Source organism: Mycobacterium sp. SP-6446, from assembly GCF_001954045.1.
In the GTDB taxonomy this organism is placed as follows: domain Bacteria; phylum Actinomycetota; class Actinomycetes; order Mycobacteriales; family Mycobacteriaceae; genus Mycobacterium.
On record NZ_MBEM01000259.1, the window covers coordinates 31,790 to 50,427 of the forward strand.

Here is an 18,638-nt window from a genome sequence, read left to right on the forward strand (position 1 = left end):
TCTCTATACTGAAGAATGCAAATATGGGAGGGCGGCCATGGTGACGGCCCGCATCATCGAGGAGACTGTGTCAGATCCCGATTCAAACGGCGCCGAGGCCGGCACAGTGACGATCTATCTCGATCGCAAGAAGGTGTCGGTACCGCTGGTCCCGGGCGAGACGCTGCTGGAAACCGCGCGGCGGGCCGGCCTGGAGCCGCCGTTCAGCTGTGAGGCCGGCAACTGCGGAACCTGCATGGCCAAGCTCGAGGCGGGCCGCGCGACCATGCGGGTCAACGACGCTCTCGAAGAGGACGAAGTGGCCGAGGGCTACATTCTGACGTGCCAGGGCGTGCCCGACACGGACTCGATTACGGTGCGCTACGAGTAGTCACAGGAGAGGCGGCGACGATGGCCAAGGGAATCATGCTCGTGGAGAGTGTGCCCAGTGCGCCCGATCGCGAGGACGAGTACAACACCTGGTACGACGAAGTGCATATCCCAGAGCTGCTGGCGCTCGACGGAATTGTCGCGGCGCGCCGGCTGCGTCCGGTCGACGGACAGGGCCCGTATGTCGCCATCTACGAACTCGAGGGCGATGACCTGCAGGCCATCCTGGACAACATGATCGCCAACGCCGGTCAGCTACACATGTCCGACGCGCTGCAGCTCGACCCGGCGCCGATCCCGCGACTGCTCGAGTACCTTCCCTAGCCGGCCTCGAACGTGACGGTGCAGTCACATTCGGCCTCCAGCGTGACTGCACCGTCACGTTCGGCCGGCCCCGGCTAGAGCTCCGGCGGCGGGCGGTACTCGGGTTGGTAACCCGTGACGTTGATCGGGCTTCCGACGAGGCGGAAATCGCCCGCCGACACGACGACTTCCGGAGTCGCTTCGAGTGCTTCGGGAAGCGTCCTGACGGCCGCCACGGGAACTCCGAGGGGGCGCAGCCGCCGTTCCCAACCGGCCGCAGAGTCGGTCGCCAGCATCGCCGTGACGACGGCCAGCACCTCGTCGCGGCGGGCCACCCGTTCGGCCATGGTTTCGAAACCGCCGATACCCGCCTCGGCGGCGAAGGATTTCCAGAAGCCATCGTGGGTGATGAACAGCGCCAGATACCCATCTGACGTCGGAAACAGCTGCGCCGGAACGTAATACGAGTGAGCGCCGTGCGGCCGTCGCTGCGGCTCGATGCCGTCGTTGAGGTAAGCGGAGGCGTGATAGTTGAGCTGCGACAGCATCACGTCGCGCAGCGACACGTCCACTTGCCCCCCGGTGCCGGAGATGATCTTGGCCAGCAGCCCGAGCGCCGCACACATACCGGTCGAGTTGTCGGCCGACGAGTACCCCGGCAGCGTCGGCGGGCCGTCGGGATCGCCGGTCAGCGCTGCAGTGCCGACGCCCGCCTGAACCACATAGTCGAAGGCCGGGTCGTCACCGCCGTGCAGGCCGAAGCCGGTGATCGCCACGCAGACGATGCGCTCGTTGTGCCGGCGCAGATGTTCGTAGGTGAGGCCCAGGCGGCGGATGGCCGACGGTTTCAGGTTCACCAGCAGCGCGTGCGACTGCGACACGAGTTCGCCCAAATGCTGCTGTCCCGCTTCGGAATTCAGGTCTAAACAGAGGCTGGACTTGTTGCGGTTCAGGCTGGCGAAGTAGGTGGGTCCGACGCCGCGGGAGATCTCGCCGCCGCTCGGTTCGATCTTGGTGACTTCGGCGCCCAGGTCGGCGAGCAGCATGGTGGCATAGGGACCGGCGAGCATGGTGCCAACTTCGAGGATCCGAATCCCCGCCAGCGGCCCGCCGGCCGTCACTGCAACTCCGTTGCGAGCGCGGCGATCATCTCGCGGGTGCGGCGCTTGGAGGCGACGAGCTCGTCCCGGTTCTCGCCGATCGGCAACAGGCGCACCGACAGGTCCGTCACTCCCGCGTCGGCGAATCGCCGCATCCGCGCCAGGATGGCATTCTCGTCGCCGGCCGCGCACAGATCGCCGACGTCGCGGGCATCGCCGCGTTCGAGCAGGCGCTGGTAGTTCGGCGACACCTCGGCCTCGCCCAGGATGCGGTTGGCGCGCTCCTTGGCCTGGTCGACTTGTGCAGGCGCACACAGGCATACGGGAATACCCGCGACGATCCGCGGGGCGTTCCGCCCGGCATCCGCGGCGGCCTTGGTGATCTTGGGCGCGATGTGATCACCGATCGCGCGCTCGTCGGCCATCCACAACACGGTGCCGTCGGCGAGTTCACCGGCAAGCTGCAGCATCACCGGGCCGAGAGCGGCGACCAGGACCGGCATCGGGGTGTCGGCCCCGATCGCCATCGGATTGTGCACCGCGAACGAATCATTCTCGACGTCAACATGACCCGGCCCGGCAATCGCGGCGTTGAGCACCTGCAGGTAGTCGCGGGTGTAGGCGGCCGGCTTCTCATAGGACAAGCCGAGCATGTCTCGGATGATCCAGTGGTGTGACGGCCCGATGCCCAGCGCCAGCCGCCCACCGGTCACCGCGTGCGTCGAAAGCGCTTGGCGGGCAAGGGCAATCGGATGCTGGGCCTGCAGCGGCACCACCGCGGTGCCCAGCTCGATGCGCGAGCTGTGCGCGGCCATCAGCGACACCATGGTCAGGCAGTCGAAGTCGTCGGGCACCTGCGGCATCCAGGCGGTGTCCAGGCCGGCGGATTCGGCCCATTCGATATCGGAGGCCAGCTTGCCCACCTTGCGGGCCATATCGCCGCGCTCGGCGCCGATCATTACTCCGATGCGCACGGTTCCTCCACGGCGGGCTGCGGGGTCCCAGTCAGCGCGCGGATCTCGCGCACCAGCGTGTCGAGCGGTGTCCCAGTGGGGAATACGGCCGCGGCGCCGGCCGATAGCAGTTTGGGTACGTCCGCGTGTGGAATCGTTCCACCGACGACCACGGCGATGTCGGCGGCGTCGGCGGCGCGCAACGCCTCGACAGTGCGTGTGGTCAGCGCCAGGTGCGCACCGGACAGGATGCTCAGACCAACGACGGCGACGTCCTCCTGGACCGCGATCGACGCGATGTCTTCGATGCGCTGCCGGATGCCGGTGTAGATGACCTCGAAGCCTGCATCGCGCAGAGTGCGGGCAACGATCTTGGCTCCTCGGTCGTGCCCGTCAAGGCCGGGTTTGGCAACGAGAATCCGAACGGCCATCTAGAACACCACCGGTTGCTGGAATTCGCCCCACACCGCTTTGAGCGCGGAGACCATCTCACCGACCGTGCAGTAGGCGTTGGCGCAGTCGACTAGCTTGTGCATCAGGTTGTCGGTTCCTTCGGCCGCATGCGACAGGGCCGCGAGGCTGGATTTCACTGCGGCCGAATCCCTTTCGGCCTTGACCTTAGCGAGCCGCTTGAGCTGCAGATCGCGGCCCTCGGCGTCAAGCTCGTAGGTAACGACATCGTGTTCCGGCTCCTCGGTCACGAAGCGGTTGACCCCGACGACGGGTCGGGTGCCGGCCTCGATGTCCTGGTGCACCCGGAAGGCTTCGTCGGCGATCAGGCCCTGCAGATAGCCGTCCTCGATGGCATGAACCATACCGCCGTGCCGCTCGAGGTCATCCATGATCTCGATGATGCGGGCTTCGGTGGAATCGGTGAGCGCCTCGACGAAGTACGAGCCGCCGAGCGGGTCGGCGACGCTGGCGACGCCGGTTTCGTGCGCCAGGATCTGCTGAGTGCGCAGCGCCAGCGTGGTGGTTTCCTCCGTCGGCAGGGCAAACGGTTCGTCCCAGGCCGCGGTGAACATCGACTGGACGCCGCCCAGCACCGCCGCCATCGCCTCGTAGGCCACCCGGACGATGTTGTTGTGGGCCTGCGGCGCGTACAGCGACGCGCCACCGCAGACGCAGCCGAAGCGGAACATCGACGCCTTCTCCGTCGTCGCCCCGTAGCGTTCCCGCACGATGGTCGCCCAACGGCGCCGTCCCGCACGGTATTTGGCGATCTCTTCGAAGAAGTCGCCATGGGTGTAGAAGAAGAACGAGATCTGCGGCGCGAACTGGTCGATGGTCATCCGGCCCCGCTCCACCACCGTGTCGCAGTAGGTCACCCCGTCGGCCAGGGTGAATGCCATCTCCTGCACCGCGTTGGCCCCGGCATCACGGAAGTGCGCCCCGGCCACCGAGATCGCGTTGAATCTTGGGACCTCCGCGGCGCAGAACTCGATGGTGTCGGCGATCAGCCGCAATGACGGCTCCGGCGGCCAGATCCACGTTCCGCGCGACGCGTACTCCTTGAGGATGTCGTTCTGGATGGTCCCGGTGAGCTTGGCCCGCGGTATCCCCTTTTTCTCGGCGGCGGCGACGTAGAAGGCCAGCAGGATCGCCGCGGTGCCGTTGATCGTCATGCTGGTGCTGAGCTTGTCCAGCGGGATGCCGTCGAACAGGATCTCGAAGTCGGCCAGCGTGTCCACCGCGACGCCGACCCGGCCGACCTCTTCACCGAACTCGGGATCGTCGGAGTCGTATCCACACTGAGTCGGCAGATCGAGCGCAACCGACAGGCCCGTCCCGCCCTGATCCAGCAGGTAGCGGTATCGCCGATTGGATTCCTCGGCCGTGCCGAAGCCGGAGTATTGCCGAAACGTCCACAACTTGCCGCGGTACCCGGACGCGAAGTTGCCCCGCGTGAACGGAAACTCCCCGGGCGGCGGAGGTTCCGCGCTTCTATCCGCTGGTCCGTAGACGGGTTGCAGCGGGATGCCCGATGGGGTCTGGGACTCGTTATCCATCGATGAATAACGTACTTGCAAAAAAAGAGAATGCCAATACCACAGTGTTGACCTGGGCAAACACTAAGCTGCTGGGCGCGAGGGGAAACGACAACGGAGGTCGACATGACGGTTTCCAGGCCATCGGCGGCCGATATCGAGGCCGCGGCGAACCATTTCGGCTTCCACCTCGACGGGGACGACAAGCGGGCCTACCGGGCGATCGCGGAGTACACGCTGAGGTCTTACGACATCGTCGACAAGCTGTACGACGAGTTCGCGCGCCCGCGGCCCCCCGAACGCGGCTACAAGTTCCCAACCCCTGACGCCAACCCACTGGGCGCCTGGTATGTCCGGGCTGAAATCTCGTCCGGCGCCCAGGGACCGCTATCGGGCCGGACGGTGGCCATCAAGGACAACATCGCCGTCGCCGGCATTCCGATGATGAACGGCTCACGCGCGGTGGAGGGCTTCATCCCCGGCCGCGATGCGACCGTTGTCGAGCGGTTGCTTGCCGCCGGGGCAACGATCGCGGGCAAAAGCGTGTGCGAGGACCTTTGCGCTTCGGGGTCGAGTTTCACCTCCGCCTCCGGCCCGGTGCGCAACCCGTGGGACACCACTCGCGAAGCGGGCGGATCATCCAGTGGCAGTGCCGCACTCGTCGCCGCCGGTGCGGTCGATCTGGCCCTCGGCGGCGACCAAGGCGGATCGATTCGGATCCCGGCATCGCTGTGCGGCGTTGTCGGGCACAAGCCGACGTATGGACTAATTCCTTACACGGGTGCGTTCCCGATCGAGCGGACGCTCGATCACCTCGGTCCTATGACGCGGACGGTCGCCGACGCCGCGCTTCTGCTCACACTGCTCGCCGGACCCGACGGCCGGGACCCGCGCCAGCCCGAGGAGATAGCGGCGGTCGACTACAGCGCCGCGCTGACGGGCGACGTGGCCGGTCTTCGGGTAGGCATTGTCGTCGAGGGCTTCGGGCAACCCGGCGCACGGCCGGAGGTCGACGACCTGGTCCGGTCGGCGGCGCGACAGTTCACCGAAATCGGCTGCACCGTAGGCGAAATCAGCGTGCCGTGGCACCGCACCGCCATTCATGTGTTTGCCGTTCTTTTCACCGACGGTGCCACGTATCAGATGTTGGGCGGCAACGGATACGGACTCGGCGTGGAAGGACGCTACGACCCAGAGCTCATGGCGCACTTCGCAAGACAGCGAGCAGTCGAGGCCGACCAACTCGCCAGCATCATCAAGGCGACGGCGCTGTGCGGACACTACGGGCTGAGCACGCTTGGTGGTGCGTCTTATGCCAAGGCACGCAATCTGGTGCCGCACGTGCGCGCCGCCTACGACGCGGCGCTCGCGCAATACGACGTGCTTGTGATGCCGACCGTGCCCGGCACGGCCGATACGCTGCCGACGGGCAGCCCTCAGGATGTCGCGCTGTACGGACGAGCGGTCGGCAAGGCTTTCAACGTCGCACCCATTGACATCACCGGCCACCCCGCGATCTCGGTGCCCGCCGGCCTGATCGATGGCCTGCCCGCGGGAATGATGGTCGTGGGCAAGCGATTCGACGACGCTACCGTGCTCAAAGTCGCCGACGCGTTCGAATCCCTCTGCGGCGGTTTTCCCGCCGCCCCCAGGGCTTGAAAGTTATGCCCGGCACAGGATTTCGCCGTGCGGGATCGCCAGCCAGCCGTCCGGGGCGGCGGCCCAGGCCCGCCACGCCGCGGAGATCTCCGCAAGCTGTCCCGAAGTGGCCAGGCCTAGGCGCAACAGGTCACGCGCCACATCGGAGTGAAGTATCCGGTCCGCCCACATCCCGCCCCACCATTCGCGGATCTCGGCCGTGGCGTAGCACCACAGGCTGCCCGTCGGCGTGACGTCGTCGAATCCCGCCTCAAGCGCCCACGAGAGCAGGCGCCTGCCCGCATCGGGTTCGCCGCCGTTGGCGCGGGCCGCGCGTTGGTAGAGGTCGCGCCAAAGATCGAGTTCCGGGAGCCGCGGGAACCAGATGAACCCCGCGTAGGCCGCATCTCGGGCCGCCACGATTCCACCCGGGCGGCACACGCGGCGCATCTCGCGCATCGCCCGCACCGGATCGGCCACATGCTGCAGCACCTGGTGGGCGTGGACGACGTCGAATGTGTCGTCGGCGATGTTGAGGTTGTGCACGTCGGCGGTGGCGAACGAGACGTTGGACAGGTTGCGCCGCTCGACCTCAGCGCGCGCCACGTCGAGAACGTCGGCGGATTGGTCGACGGCCCTCACTCCTCCTGGCGCGACCCGGGCGGCGAGATCGGCGGTGATCGTCCCTGGCCCGCATCCGATGTCGAGCACCGACGCCCCGGGCGCCAGGTGCGGCAGCAGGTAGGCCGCCGAGTCTTCCGCGGTGCGCCGCTGGTGGCTGCGCAGCACCGATTCGTGGTGGCCATGCGTGTAGGTGGCCGAACGTTCGCCCATGGGGTGAAAGCTTACGACTGTCACTCACATCATGAAATAATCGTCTCAATATATGAGAGCTCAGTCCACCGGCACATTGAGGATCGGCCGGTCAACATCGGCGCCCGGACCGTCGAAATGCCACCACTCCCCGGAGTACGGCGTCAGCCCGCCGTATTTCATGGCGTCCCGCAGTCGGGCCCGGTTCGCCTGGGCGTCGGCGCTAACTCCCTGGGTGGCGAATGCCGTTGCGCGCGGCGAGAAGTCGTCGAAGTCGGTGCCCATATCGGCCAGGCAAAGCCCGTCGGCCTGCCGTTCGGGCGGACATTGCGACTGCACGCTGGTGAAGGTCACGTCGACGGAACGTCCGGACTCATGGCTGCGCGCGTACTGCCCGGGGCGGGCCACCCAGGCCGGGTTGGGGACCACGTTGAACATCCTGACCTGAACGTCGTGTGGCCGGTAGCAGTCCCAGAACACCATCAGGTGGCCCTGTGGGCGCAGCGCCGACGCGGCCGTCGCGAGGCCCTGAGCCATGGATTGGTGCACCAGGCACCGGGCGTCGGACGGGTACAGCTGGGTGCCGGTGAAATTGTTGGTGGTCGCGTAGCGCAGGTTGATTACGGCGTCGGGAACCACGGTCCGGACGTCGACGAATCCGGCCGCACGCGCCGCGTCGCTGACGGGCGGCACGTCAGGGCCGGCGTGCGCCGTCGTCGCAGGGAAAACCGGAAGCAGTCCAGCGGTTAGCAGGAGCCCAAACGCACGCGACGTAGGAGACACGCAGCCATTGTCGCGCGTCCGCGAGGCGATATCGCCGCTATCAGTCCGCCTGGGCGAACTCGACGTGCAGCTCGGTAAGTCCACACAGCAGGAATGTGTCATGCTGACAAGCTCGGTCGGCGGGCTCAAGGCCTACACGCACACCGGTCACTACATCGCCGCCAAACACGGGTGTCGTCGGCTTGATGCGCACCTTCGCCGCCGAACTTGGCCAGCACTTCATCCGGGTCAACTCCGTCCATCCCACCAACGTGAACACCCAAATGTTCATGAATGAGGGGACGATTAAACTTTTTCGGCCCGGGAAGCATGATCAAGTAGCCTCGCGGCAATTTCAACGCGCGGGCATGCCGATGCGGATGTTTTTGGCTTGGAGGAATTCGTAGAGCCCGTCGGGGCCGCCGCTGCGGCCGAAGCCGCTGTGCTTGTAGCCGCCGTAGGGCCCCTGAGGTTCGATGTCGCTGTGGGTGTTGATCCACACCGAACCGGCGTCGAGATTGCGGGCGACGCGGTGCGCGCGCTGCAGGTCGGTTGTCTGTAGGAAAGCGTTGAGCCCGAACTGAGTGTCGTTGGCCAGGCTGACGGCATGGTCTTCGTCGCGGAACCGCATCACGGAGACCACCGGGCCGAACGTCTCGTGTTGGGCGACTGCGGCAGCGTTGTCAACCTCGGCGAAAACGGTGGGTTCGATGTAGAAACCGTCGGCGAGTTCGCCGCCGATCCGGTGCCCACCCAGAATAAGTTCTCCACTCTTGGTGGCGATCGTGTCGTCTATGACGGCCATGATCCGGTCCGTTGCGCTTTGGCTGATCACCGGACCGAATAAGACGTCGGACCGCAACGGATCACCGACCGGAGCGGATCGGACGGCAGCCAGGAATTTGTCGAGGAAGGCGTCGTAGATGCTGTCCTGCACAAGGATTCGGCTCGCGCAGGCGCAGCTTTGGCCGGACTGAGTCAACGGCCCCTGGAAGGCGGCCAAGGTGGCCGCGGCATCGAGATCGGCGTCGGCGAACACGATGTTCGCGGATTTTCCGCCGAGTTCGGCGATCACCGGCGTCAGATTGCCCGCGGCGGTGCGCAATACCTCGCGAGCCGTCGCGTGGCCGCCAGTGAAATGGATCTTTGCAATCCCCGGATGCGCGACCAACGCTTGTCCGCCATCCGCCTTCGCCGGCAGCACGTTGACCAGTCCCGGTGGGAGTCCGGCCTCGAGGCACAGCTCGCCGAATCGCAACGGCGCCAACGGAGCTAGCTCGGAGGGCTTGAGGATGACGGCGTTGCCGGCGGCCAATGCCGGCGCGACGGCTAAGCCGATGACCACCAGCGGGCCATTCCATGGCGTGATCACCGCGACTACCCCGTAGGGTTCGCGTTCGACGAGGTTGACGTCGAAGCTGCCGCTGACGGGAGTGCTCAGCCCGTGGGCTTTGTCCACATAACCGGCGTAGTAGCGCAGAAATCGCTCCGTGAGTATCGAGTTTGCGGCCATTGCCAGCGGCACCCCATAGTCGCAGGCGTTGATGGCCGCCAGCTCGGCGGCGTGCTGCGCCACCAAGTCCGCCAACCCCATCAGCAGGTCGCGGCGCCGGTCGACCGGAAAGCCGGCCCATTGGCGTTGCGCATCGCGGGCGGCGCCGATTGCTCGATCGATCTCGGCGCGGCCGGCAAGCTCGATGGCGGCGTTCGGTTGGCCGCTTCCCGGATAGATGTGCTCGTGAATCCCGCCGGAGGCGCCCGTGACCCGCTCGTCCGCGATCAGCAGTGCGCCGGACGGCAGCGCCTCGGCATCGATGACGTTGGTCGCCATATCACCCATGGGATGCCTCATCGAGAACACGTTGTTTCTGCTCGGCGACGACCTGGCTCAGGTAGGAAGCTTTCGGCCATCCGTAGTAGGCGGCGAAATGCAATGCGAATTCGTCCATCTCGTCGAACGAAACGTCGCCGCTCTTCAAGGCGGCGTAGACATGCGACATGATCGGGTATTGGGCGTCCTGAAAACCCACACACGCCAACGTGATCAGGCGCCGCTCCTTCATGCCAAGGCCCGGCCGCAGCCACATCTCCCCGAAGACAAAATTGAGGATCCCCGCGCCCGAATACGGGTTGTCCCGCGACGGCGCGAACGGCAAGCAGTTGATCTGGCGAAACGCGTCCTCGCCGCCGGCCAGGCGCGCCTCGGGGTCGCTGGAGGTAACCAGCGGGAGTAACGGTGGCGGCGACGGGACGTCATCGCCGCGCTCGCGCACAATCCGTTCCCACTGCGTATCAACGACCATGTTGAACAGCGAGGCTTTCGGCCACCCCGCATATACCGCGAAATGCAGCACCGCTTCCCGCATTTCGGTGATCGTGAGATCACCGCTTCGTAGCGCGGCATACACGTGCTGCTCCAGCACGGAAGTGACGTCGGCGCCGGCGACGCAGGCCAGCGTGACGAACCGGCGGTCGCGGCGACTCAGGCCCGGGCGGGTCCAGACCTCGGCGAACACGAAATCGATCAGCCCGCCGACGATCGCCGGGCTGGTGTCGTCGGGTACGTCGACCGTCATCACCTCGGCGAATTCACGGCGTCCTCGCTCGCGCCGCTGACTTTGGCTGCTCATCTGCGCTCCGCTATCTGATCGTCACGCCGGCATCGACGGTGAACTGTAACCCCGTCACGTGGCGAGCCTCGTCGGAGACGAGGAACAACACCGCGTTGCTGACGTCGATAGCTTCCGTCATCAATACCGGTAGCGCGTTCATGAACAGCGGACCCAGATCGGGTCGCTGTTCGACGATGAGCCGGTGCATCGACGGCGGCGCCATTCCGGTGGGCACACCGGTCGGATGCACAGTGTTGACCCGAATGCTCTGTGCGGCAAGCTCGTTGGCCAATGCCAGACTCATCCCGACGATGCCGTGCTTGGCGGCGGTGTACGGCGTGTGGAGCGGAGTGCCCTTGATGCCGGCCGACGAACTGATGTTGACCAAGCTGCCGCCACCCGCGGCGACTAGATGCGGCAGCGCCGCCGCGCACGTGTTCCACGCGCCGATGAGGTTGATGTCCACCACCAGCCGCCACTGCTCGGGCGTGGTGGTGTCCCAGGTGCCCACGGTCAACACGCCGGCATTGGCCACCGCGGCGTCCAGCCCACCGAGTTCGGCGGCCCCCTCGTCGACGGCCGCCTTGAGCGCCGCCGCGTCCCGCACGTCGACGACGTTCGTGATAACCGATCGACCAAATTGGGCAACGAGTTTCGCCGTCTGGCGCAGGTCGTCCTCAGTCGATAACACATATTCCAAACCGTCGGGAGTAGCGCAGATGTCTACCAGCAGGCAGTCCGCGCCCTCTTCGGCCAACCGCACCGCGTGGCTGCGGCCCATTCCGCGGGCCGCGCCGGTGATCAAAACTCGCTTACCGGCCACCCGGCCCGGCGTGACGGCGGAGGTCATAGCTTGTTGCAGAACCCGGCGTCCACGGGGAAGGTCACCCCGGTGACGTATTTGGCCTCGTCGGAGACGAGGTACGCGATCGCCGCGCTGATGTCTTCCGGCTCGAGCATCTCGACCGGCATCGGATTCTGCAGGTGCGCACCGCCTTCGGGGAAGCTCGCCAAGAATTCGGTCATCGCCGGATTGACGGACATCATCGTCCGTACCGCCGTGGGATGAACGGTGTTGACCCGAATGTTGAAGGGCGCCAACGTGTTCGCCAGCACCCGCATCAATCCCACTACCCCGTGCTTCGACGCGGCATACCCCAGCCCGCCGCCCTGCAGGCCGCCGAAGCCCCGCAGCCCGGCCGTCGAACTGGTGAACACCATCGCCCCGCCCCGTTGCCCGGCGAGCAGGTGCGGGATCGCGGCCCACGCGGTGTGATAGGCGCCGTCCAGGTTGACCCCGATCGCCGCCCGCCACTGCGCCAGCTCCTCCTCGATGCTCAGCTGACGAAACGCGACCGGCGCGATCCCCGCGTTGGCACATACGATGTCGAGCCGCCCGAAATGCTCGACCCCGGCGTTCAGCGCACTCTTGACCTGCAGAAAATCACGCACATCGGCCACCGTGCCGACCATCTTGCCGCCCTCGGCTTCCACGAGACCGATCGTTTCCTCGAGCTCATCGCGAGTGGCCATCGCGTATCCGTTCGCCGGAATGTCGGCGCAGATGTCGATCCCGATGATGTCGGCACCCTCCCGGGCCAACCGCACCGCATGACTGCGGCCCTGCCCACGCGCCGCCCCGGTGACGAATGCCACCTTGCCGTCTAGACCACCCACTAGCCCCTCGCTTCGCCGTGAGTAACCGCGTTACTCTGCCTAGGACAGTAACATCGTTATCGTGGTCGGTAAAGCGGCAATGCGAGACAGCGAGGCATCACCAGCGGCGTCGGAGGTCGCGTCCGATCCCCTCATCGATATCGTGGTCGACCTGATCGACACGCAAGGCTATGACGCGGTCCAGCTCCGCGAAGTCGCACGTCGAGCGCGGATGTCGCTCACCACGATCTACAAGCGGTACCCGACGCGAGACGAACTCATCGTCGCCGCCCTGCGATGGTGGATGGACACCCATCGCTATGCCGCCTTGACCTCCGACCGCTCCCCGTCGGCCGAGGAATCGATCTACGACGGCCTCATGTGGATCTTCCGGGAGATCTTCGAACCCTGGGAAAAGCACCCGAACATGCTGCAGGCCTACGTGCGGGCCAAGGCCGGCCCGGGCGGTGCCGCGCTCACGCAGCATGGGTTCGACGTCGTCGTGCCCGCCGCATTGGCCGTGCTGAGCAACTGCGACGACCGGTTCGCCGAGGACGTGGGCGTCATCCTGACGGGCATCGTCTATGGAACATTGGGCCAGTTCGCCTCCGGCGCCATCGCGATCACCGACATCGTGCCCACGATCGAACGCACCGTGTACTGGCTCACCAAGGCCCACGAAAACGTCTACGGCGACCGGTAGCCCGAAACCGGTTTCGGCACAGCGTTTTTCGTTCGATGGCTGGTGGCCAGGAGCGGGATCGAACCGCCGACCTTCCGCTTTTCAGGCGGACTTGCACTCGTGCAGAAGTTGTATGCGCTGGTCAGGCTGGACTCGTAGCCGGCATTCAGACCCCTTGGATCAGTTCGTCTGACTCGTTGGCCCCATTTTGGCCCCATGACTTTTCACGCCATCCCGCCGCCGAACACACGCCATCGGCACAGCGCGCACCGCGAAATCTCGCCATCGGCGTTGTGGTCAGGCTTCGCCTCAGCTCAGGACGGATGGATCGCGGCGTATCTCGCGCCGCACCATGGCTGGGAACAAACCAGGAAATGTATTGGTATTGAAGGAGCCCCCGAAGGCCTCGACCACGTCGGGATGCACTGCTTGGCCTCCGCCCAGAGCTTCGATGTGCCAGGCCTGTCGTGCCCTCCACTCGAACGACATCGCACGTAGATACGCTTGGTCGATGTCCTTGGCCACAACGAGGATGCCGTGGTTAGACAGCAGCGCCACACCGGCCGAGCCCATTGCGCCGACCACGTCGCGAGCATTGTCGATCGCGTCCACGGCTCCCCAGTATTCCTTGAGGACGGCAACCTCTCCGGTATAGAAGGCGCTTGTCTGATCGTAGATCGCCGGCACCCTAGCCAGGCCAGCCCAAACAGTTGACCACCTCGGATGGTTATGGACCGCGACGGTCACGTCGGGCCTTGCGCGGTGCAACTCGACGTGCAACGGGATGGCCTGCGTGATGGTCCACGGCCCGTCGAGGCGGGTTCCCTCGGCGTCCATCCGCATCACATCGCTGGCACACACCTCGTCCCACGGCAGGCCGAATGGGTTCACCAGGAATGTTCCATCCTGCTGCTTATACGTAATATGGCCGGCCAGATGGTCGTCATAACCTTCGCGGAACAGCACGCGGGCAAGCAGCGCCAGTTCCTGTGCTGGTGTTAGTTTCAGTGCCGGAGCGAATGGCTGCGGTGGGGTCTGCAACACCAATTTCGACGGCGTGCGGATAGTTGCTGTCATCGGGCCCTCCCTATGTCACCGTGAAACCCTGAGCGCGAATCGGCGGACAGCAATCGGCTCTAATCGCTGATGCCGTAGCGAGTCAGGCCGTAACACTCGATGGCGTTGCCGCGCACGACCTTCCAGGTCTCGTGCTCACTAAGTTCAGCAGCCGCCGCCAGCTTCTCGACGACTTTGGCCGAGTTCGGAAATGTGGAGTCGCCATGGGGGTAATCAACCTCGAACATGATCTGATCTATCCCTACCGCGCCACGGTCCTTCAGACCGATCACGTCATCAAAAATACAGCCGTAAACCCGGCCCTTGATGTAGGAGCTGGGCAGGTCGCGCACGCGGTCGTGCACGTCCGATTCAAACATCTCGCCACGCTCCCACACGTCATCAATACGCTGTAGCAGGAATGGCATCCAGCCGATCTGACCCTCGCTCATTGCGATCTTCAACGTCGGGTGGCGCGCGAGCACGCCGGAAAGTAGCCAGTCGGTAACCGACAGCATAGCGTTACTCCAGATCAGCGCGGCAGTAACGGAAAACGGCGCGTCCGACGACGTGCTCGGCAGCTTGGATGAAGACCCGATGTGCATATTTATGACCGTCTCAGTCTCGTCGCACGCGCGAAAGAGTGGCTCCCAGGCTCCCGAGTGAATGCTGGGGAGGCCCAACGCGTAAGGGGCTTCGGAGAAGGCCACGGCATGGGAGCCCTTGCTCGCGCAACGCTTTACCTCTTCGGCGGCCAGCCCGGCGTCCCACAGCGGGATCACCGTATTTGGAATGAGTCGACCATGCGCTTGTCCCCCGCACCACTCATCGATGATCCAGTCGTTGTAGACCTTTAAACATTCGAGCGCGAGATGCTTATCCTTGCGCTCCAAGAAGGCCTGCCCACAGAACCGAGGCACAGTCGGGAAGCACATCGAGGCCTCGGTGTGGTTGGCGTCCATGTCCGCAAGTCGGGCGGCCTGGTCGTAGCACCCGGGAAGCATCTCGTCATAATTGGTCAACTCGGTGACCGTGCGGCGTTCTTCGCGGGATCTGCCCACATTGGCGTAACCAACCGTAAACGGCCACACCATATCGTCATAGACCCAGATGTCGCACCAGCGCGCGTTTGGCGTGTCTCCCTCGAGGAGGCGGAGTCTACCCGTCGCGTCGACGTCAATGATGCCCTTCTGGCGGACAACGTGGGGCACCCACTCATGGTGCCGACCTGCCATACGCGCGGTCCAGAGGTCTGGCGGCTCGACGACGTGGTCGTCAACGGAGATGATCTTGGGCAGCGATGACATGAGTAGGCCCCCGTCGGATTCTGTGACTGGGACGATACAGGCCGTATCCACGGGTCGCAACGCTCTCACGGGTTCTCGAAGTCATCGGTGCTGTTTGGGGCAGAATCTCGGCGCACGTGCCAAAGACGGTCGCGCCGTTGCACCTGTTCCACAGCTGCCCGCCCAGGTGGATGGTTTGTAGTGACGGACGACGTCGAATTCTGGCTGCCGACGGCCGGAATTACCCTGCGCGGCAAAAGGTCCCGTGGTATCAACGGCCTGCCGACGCGGTGCACGAGATGTTAACCGGAGACCTTCGCCGCGAGTTCCACAACGGATGCTGCAGATGGCGTTTCGTCGGGCCACGTCGTCCCACAGGACCTGCCGGCCCCTACTCGCTTAGCAATCGCCGCAGGATCGAAATCACCCGGACGTTAGCCAGCAGAGCGGCAAGTGCAGTCGCGATGGTGACGACCTGAAGCGGCCAGTAGCCGCGGGCAGCGTTGGCATCGGTCAGAATCGCCACCACAGTCAACACGAACAGCAGCAACAACCGCGTACAGGCCGCCAATAATTCCGTGACTATGGTCCGCCTGTCGGTGGCAGGCAGCCGGTCCACCGCGGTCATCGGCCTCCGCAACATGTTGACCAGGGTGGCGGTGTTGATCAACACAGGGCCGCCCGTCGTCGCTGCGATCGCCGCAGGAACCCGGTTACGTCGAGACAATTCGGGTAAGGCACTTGTTCTGGGATACCTAGGTCGAAACTTCCACCAAAATTACGTCGCGCCTCGGTCGATCCTGCCGCGGAATCGTTGGCAGGTAGAGCATTTCATGCGGTTTCTGCGGGGACGTAGTATCGCCCAGCTAATCACTGAAGCGAGCCAGTAGATCAGTAACCCGATTGCCAGCTGCACGGTTACCCAAACCTGCCTCATCTGCTTTGCCCCCGTGTGACTTGCTATGTGATACACAGTGTATCACATAGCAAGTTCGAGCTGTAACGGGGAGCCGATGCCGCGCGTATCCGTACCTGACTGAGGTTGGGGCATTCTCGTGGAAATCTGGCGTCAGCGCGTTTGCGTTGACCCGACCACGCGAATACCGCGATATGCGAACCCAACCAGATGATGATACAGAGCGTATCATCGAGTCCAAGCATACCTACCCTAACGGCCACCACATCACTGCGGGTTACGGCGTGTGAACCGGCCGACGCGGGATAAGGGTTGAAAAAGGAGTCCGCGATGAACGACACCCCGCGGAGTTCGCGGGAAGGATCCCGCTTCGGGCCCTATGAGCTCAAGCGGAGATTGGGCCGTGGCGGCATGGGCGACGTATACGAGGCCCAGGACACTGCCAGGCGGCGGATGGTCGCGCTGAAGGTGTTACCGCCAGTGTTTAGCCACGACTTGGTGTTTTGCGCACGCTTGCAGCGAGTAGCGCGCATCATCGGTCAACTCGACGAGCCGCACATCGTGCAGATCCACGACTACGGCGAGATCGATGGGCAGCAATTTGTGGACATGCGCTTGGTTGACGGGATCGACTTGGCCAAGCGGCTCAAACGGGTGGGGCCGCTGGCGACATCTCGTGCGGTCACTATCGTGCGTCAGATCGCGTCGGCATTGGACGCGGCCCATGCCGTCGGAATCATCCATGCCGACGTCAAACCCGAGAACATTCTGATCAGTGGCGATGATGTCGCGTACCTAGTTGATTTCGGCATCAGCGACGCAGCACCCCACAAAGGTGTGAGCCGGGTGATAGGAAGCGCCGTTGCGACCTGGAAATACGCAGCGCCAGAGCGATTCACCACCACCGTGGTAAACCACAAAGTCGACATCTATGCGTTGACGTGCGTGCTGTATGAATGCTTGACCGGATCGCCACCATATTGCGCCGATAGCGTCGGGGAATTGATCAGCGCCCACCTAATCGAGCCGGTCCCAGGGCCCAGCCAGTCGCAACAAGCAATCCCACATGCATTCGACGACGTGATCGCGCGCGGTATGGCCAAAGACCCCGCGCAACGCTATGCCAGCGCCGGTGACCTGGCGCTGGCCGCCCACCAGGCACTCAATGCAGCCAACCGCAATGCCGCGACTGAGCGGCCCGAACTAAGCCTGCAACCCGCCGGGACCACGACCGGATCCGAACCGCCGTCCGCCACTCCAGTGCCCTCCAAACGATTAGTGCGTGGATCGCCCCCGATAGCTGACCCGCCGTGCCATCAGCCCAGCGTCGTAGCGCTAGTACCCGAACCGTCATCACCCGCCGCCCCCCTGCAGACGCCGCGAGCCATTCCCCGGTTTGGCCTGAACAGTGGCGGACCCTGTGAATTTCGCATATCCCCGCCAGCACCCGACCCGCCATCGTCAACGCTTCGCAAACCTAGCCGGCGCATACTCCTGGGCGCGGCTGCCGTGGTCGCCTCGCTCGCCCTTACCGGGATGGCTGTCTGGCTGCAGCATTCGTCACACCGGGCACCTACCAATATCGCCGCCCAGAGCACCACACCAGCCGCATCAACGCCGACACCGCAAACCGGGGCCCGACTGCTCAGCCTGCTGCCACCCGGATACCCGCCTGGCACATGCCAACTGCTTACCCCGCCAACCGATGCGGTGGCGTATGTCTCGTGCGGCAACAGCTCGGACCCCGGCGGTCCGACCTCTGCGGCCTACCTACTATTTCCGGATGCAAACTCACTGCGCAGCGCCTTCACCCGAATAGTTCAGGAATCCACCATCATTGAATGCCCAGGGCGAATCCAATCACCCGGTCCATGGCACCGCAACGCCTCCCCGGACAGGACCAGCGGCACGCTGCTTTGCTCGACCCGACAGGCAAACCCAACCGTGGCGTGGACCAATGACGCCGAATTGTTGATCGGCCTCGTCACAGTAGAACCAACCGGACCCACCATCGAGCAGCTATACGCGTGGTGGATGTCCCACTCATGACGGTTCGGCCGCAGCATCACGGCGTCGGCCAAGCGATCTGAAGTTAGATGGATCAATGGTCGACACCAGGCATTCGAAGTTGCTGCGGCCGGCATGGCGCTTGCACGGCTACACGCCGCTAAGTCCGCTACGCATTCCGCCCCGAAATCGGCAGCGGTGTGATACAGTCTGTATCGCGTGAGCCTCAGGCCCACTGGGTGATACAGCCGCAAGGAGCCAAGACGGTGAAGATCTGCTCTCCGACCAGAACTACCGCAATCGCCACTGCTGCCTTCGCTGCCGCAGGATTCTTCGGCATCGACAGCGCTTCGACCGCTTCTGCCGACCTGACCACTGACGCGGGTACGTCCGGATTGGGCACCCAGGCGACCCTGATCAACGGCGACGTCGTTCAGGGGTGGACTGTCAGCGACCTTAAGTCAAGCACCGACGCCATCCCCTATCTGGTACAGGGC

General features: G+C 64.6%; 19 protein-coding genes and 1 pseudogene. 7 read left to right on the forward strand and 13 right to left on the reverse strand.

The genetic code is table 11. From position 1 onward, the window contains the following. Positions 1 to 37 precede the first annotated feature (37 nt). Both A5736_RS23360 and A5736_RS23365 read left to right on the forward strand, forming a co-directional pair. Positions 38 to 370, forward strand: coding sequence for a 2Fe-2S iron-sulfur cluster-binding protein (locus A5736_RS23360; protein WP_076248891.1), 333 nt, complete (start codon positions 38 to 40; stop codon positions 368 to 370). A gap of 20 nt (positions 371 to 390) precedes the next feature. Beyond that, on the forward strand, positions 391 to 693 hold the full coding sequence (locus A5736_RS23365) for a DUF4286 family protein (RefSeq protein ID WP_076248893.1): 303 nt from the start codon (positions 391 to 393) through the stop codon (positions 691 to 693). Positions 694 to 767: 74 nt separating this feature from the next. Here A5736_RS23365 and A5736_RS23370 read toward each other — a convergent pair whose 3' ends face one another. Genes A5736_RS23370 through A5736_RS23385 form a run of 4 tightly spaced genes read right to left on the reverse strand, consistent with a single transcriptional unit; the run spans position 768 to position 4,734 of the window. Further along, a complete protein-coding gene (locus A5736_RS23370) occupies positions 768 to 1,793 on the reverse strand; it encodes a CaiB/BaiF CoA-transferase family protein (RefSeq protein ID WP_076248895.1) in 1,026 nt (341 codons plus the stop codon). Beyond that, positions 1,790 to 2,746, reverse strand: a complete 957-nt coding sequence (locus A5736_RS23375) for an LLM class F420-dependent oxidoreductase (protein WP_076248901.1) — start codon at positions 2,744 to 2,746, stop codon at positions 1,790 to 1,792. Before A5736_RS23375 ends, A5736_RS23370 begins: the two co-directional genes overlap by 4 nt. Then, a complete protein-coding gene (locus tag A5736_RS23380) occupies positions 2,731 to 3,156 on the reverse strand; it encodes a cobalamin-dependent protein (RefSeq protein ID WP_076248903.1) in 426 nt (141 codons plus the stop codon). The genes A5736_RS23375 and A5736_RS23380 overlap by 16 nt, the downstream gene beginning before the upstream one ends. Beyond that, entirely contained in the window at positions 3,157 to 4,734 is a 1,578-nt protein-coding gene (locus A5736_RS23385; protein WP_076248906.1) for a methylmalonyl-CoA mutase family protein, read from the reverse strand. A 105-nt stretch (positions 4,735 to 4,839) separates the two neighbouring features. On the opposite strand from A5736_RS23385, the gene A5736_RS23390 reads away from it, so the two are divergent. After that, entirely contained in the window at positions 4,840 to 6,372 is a 1,533-nt protein-coding gene (locus A5736_RS23390) for an amidase (RefSeq protein ID WP_076248908.1), read from the forward strand. 3 nt (positions 6,373 to 6,375) lie between these two features. Here A5736_RS23390 and A5736_RS23395 read toward each other — a convergent pair whose 3' ends face one another. Both A5736_RS23395 and A5736_RS23400 read right to left on the reverse strand, forming a co-directional pair. Then, positions 6,376 to 7,185: a class I SAM-dependent methyltransferase gene (locus tag A5736_RS23395; RefSeq protein ID WP_076248910.1), complete on the reverse strand. Its 810-nt coding sequence runs from the start codon at positions 7,183 to 7,185 to the stop codon at positions 6,376 to 6,378. Positions 7,186 to 7,245: 60 nt separating this feature from the next. Then, positions 7,246 to 7,947, reverse strand: a complete 702-nt coding sequence (locus A5736_RS23400) for a M15 family metallopeptidase (RefSeq protein ID WP_371328406.1) — start codon at positions 7,945 to 7,947, stop codon at positions 7,246 to 7,248. 97 nt (positions 7,948 to 8,044) lie between these two features. Between A5736_RS23400 and A5736_RS25755 the strand changes: the two are divergent. Further along, positions 8,045 to 8,249: pseudogene (locus A5736_RS25755) on the forward strand (SDR family NAD(P)-dependent oxidoreductase); the annotation flags it as partial. A gap of 32 nt (positions 8,250 to 8,281) precedes the next feature. On the opposite strand, the gene A5736_RS23410 reads toward A5736_RS25755, so the two are convergent. Genes A5736_RS23410 through A5736_RS23425 form a run of 4 tightly spaced genes read right to left on the reverse strand, consistent with a single transcriptional unit; the run spans position 8,282 to position 12,215 of the window. Beyond that, a complete protein-coding gene (locus A5736_RS23410; protein ID WP_371328407.1) occupies positions 8,282 to 9,766 on the reverse strand; it encodes an aldehyde dehydrogenase in 1,485 nt (494 codons plus the stop codon). Next, positions 9,759 to 10,556: a carboxymuconolactone decarboxylase family protein gene (locus A5736_RS23415; protein ID WP_076248913.1), complete on the reverse strand. Its 798-nt coding sequence runs from the start codon at positions 10,554 to 10,556 to the stop codon at positions 9,759 to 9,761. Before A5736_RS23415 ends, A5736_RS23410 begins: the two co-directional genes overlap by 8 nt. A 10-nt stretch (positions 10,557 to 10,566) precedes the next feature. Continuing rightward, positions 10,567 to 11,388: a mycofactocin-coupled SDR family oxidoreductase gene (locus A5736_RS23420; RefSeq protein ID WP_076248915.1), complete on the reverse strand. Its 822-nt coding sequence runs from the start codon at positions 11,386 to 11,388 to the stop codon at positions 10,567 to 10,569. After that, positions 11,385 to 12,215 (reverse strand): mycofactocin-coupled SDR family oxidoreductase, encoded by an 831-nt coding sequence (locus tag A5736_RS23425; RefSeq protein WP_076248917.1) that lies wholly within the window; start codon positions 12,213 to 12,215, stop codon positions 11,385 to 11,387. The genes A5736_RS23420 and A5736_RS23425 overlap by 4 nt, the downstream gene beginning before the upstream one ends. A gap of 79 nt (positions 12,216 to 12,294) precedes the next feature. On the opposite strand from A5736_RS23425, the gene A5736_RS23430 reads away from it, so the two are divergent. Further along, positions 12,295 to 12,897, forward strand: coding sequence for a TetR family transcriptional regulator (locus A5736_RS23430; RefSeq protein ID WP_076248919.1), 603 nt, complete (start codon positions 12,295 to 12,297; stop codon positions 12,895 to 12,897). A 288-nt stretch (positions 12,898 to 13,185) separates the two neighbouring features. On the opposite strand, the gene A5736_RS23435 is transcribed toward A5736_RS23430, so the two are convergent. The 3 genes from A5736_RS23435 to A5736_RS23445 all read right to left on the reverse strand — a co-directional run bounded on the left by A5736_RS23435 (position 13,186) and on the right by A5736_RS23445 (position 15,888). Beyond that, entirely contained in the window at positions 13,186 to 13,953 is a 768-nt protein-coding gene (locus tag A5736_RS23435) for a class II aldolase/adducin family protein (RefSeq protein ID WP_076248921.1), read from the reverse strand. A gap of 59 nt (positions 13,954 to 14,012) precedes the next feature. After that, the gene (locus tag A5736_RS23440; protein WP_076248931.1) at positions 14,013 to 15,239 is read right to left on the reverse strand and encodes an amidohydrolase family protein; all 1,227 of its coding nucleotides are present in this window, start codon (positions 15,237 to 15,239) and stop codon (positions 14,013 to 14,015) included. Positions 15,240 to 15,609: 370 nt separating this feature from the next. After that, a complete protein-coding gene (locus A5736_RS23445) occupies positions 15,610 to 15,888 on the reverse strand; it encodes a hypothetical protein (RefSeq protein ID WP_217695775.1) in 279 nt (92 codons plus the stop codon). 576 nt (positions 15,889 to 16,464) lie between these two features. Here A5736_RS23445 and A5736_RS27145 point away from each other — a divergent pair. Further along, positions 16,465 to 18,183, forward strand: coding sequence for a serine/threonine-protein kinase (locus A5736_RS27145; protein ID WP_076248925.1), 1,719 nt, complete (start codon positions 16,465 to 16,467; stop codon positions 18,181 to 18,183). Between the two features lie 224 nt (positions 18,184 to 18,407). Beyond that, positions 18,408 to 18,638, forward strand: a 231-nt coding sequence (locus tag A5736_RS23455) for a DUF1942 domain-containing protein (protein ID WP_254848444.1), incomplete at its 3' end; no start/stop codon positions are given.

Excerpts from the sequence above, each read along its gene's own strand:
- A5736_RS23390 (WP_076248908.1), top strand. The coding sequence starts at position 4,840 with ATGACGGTTTCCAGGCCATCGGCGGCCGATATCGAGGCCGCGGCGAAC.
- A5736_RS23440 (WP_076248931.1), bottom strand. The coding sequence starts at position 15,239 with ATGTCATCGCTGCCCAAGATCATCTCCGTTGACGACCACGTCGTCGAG.
- A5736_RS23385 (WP_076248906.1), bottom strand. The coding sequence starts at position 4,734 with ATGGATAACGAGTCCCAGACCCCATCGGGCATCCCGCTGCAACCCGTC.
- A5736_RS23410 (WP_371328407.1), bottom strand. The coding sequence starts at position 9,766 with ATGGGTGATATGGCGACCAACGTCATCGATGCCGAGGCGCTGCCGTCC.
- A5736_RS23435 (WP_076248921.1), bottom strand. The coding sequence starts at position 13,953 with ATGACAGCAACTATCCGCACGCCGTCGAAATTGGTGTTGCAGACCCCA.
- A5736_RS23380 (WP_076248903.1), bottom strand. The coding sequence starts at position 3,156 with ATGGCCGTTCGGATTCTCGTTGCCAAACCCGGCCTTGACGGGCACGAC.
- A5736_RS23365 (WP_076248893.1), top strand. The coding sequence starts at position 391 with ATGGCCAAGGGAATCATGCTCGTGGAGAGTGTGCCCAGTGCGCCCGAT.
- A5736_RS23430 (WP_076248919.1), top strand. The coding sequence starts at position 12,295 with ATGCGAGACAGCGAGGCATCACCAGCGGCGTCGGAGGTCGCGTCCGAT.
- A5736_RS23360 (WP_076248891.1), top strand. The coding sequence starts at position 38 with ATGGTGACGGCCCGCATCATCGAGGAGACTGTGTCAGATCCCGATTCA.
- A5736_RS27145 (WP_076248925.1), top strand. The coding sequence starts at position 16,465 with ATGAACGACACCCCGCGGAGTTCGCGGGAAGGATCCCGCTTCGGGCCC.
- A5736_RS23420 (WP_076248915.1), bottom strand. The coding sequence starts at position 11,388 with ATGACCTCCGCCGTCACGCCGGGCCGGGTGGCCGGTAAGCGAGTTTTG.
- A5736_RS23395 (WP_076248910.1), bottom strand. The coding sequence starts at position 7,185 with ATGGGCGAACGTTCGGCCACCTACACGCATGGCCACCACGAATCGGTG.
- A5736_RS23415 (WP_076248913.1), bottom strand. The coding sequence starts at position 10,556 with ATGAGCAGCCAAAGTCAGCGGCGCGAGCGAGGACGCCGTGAATTCGCC.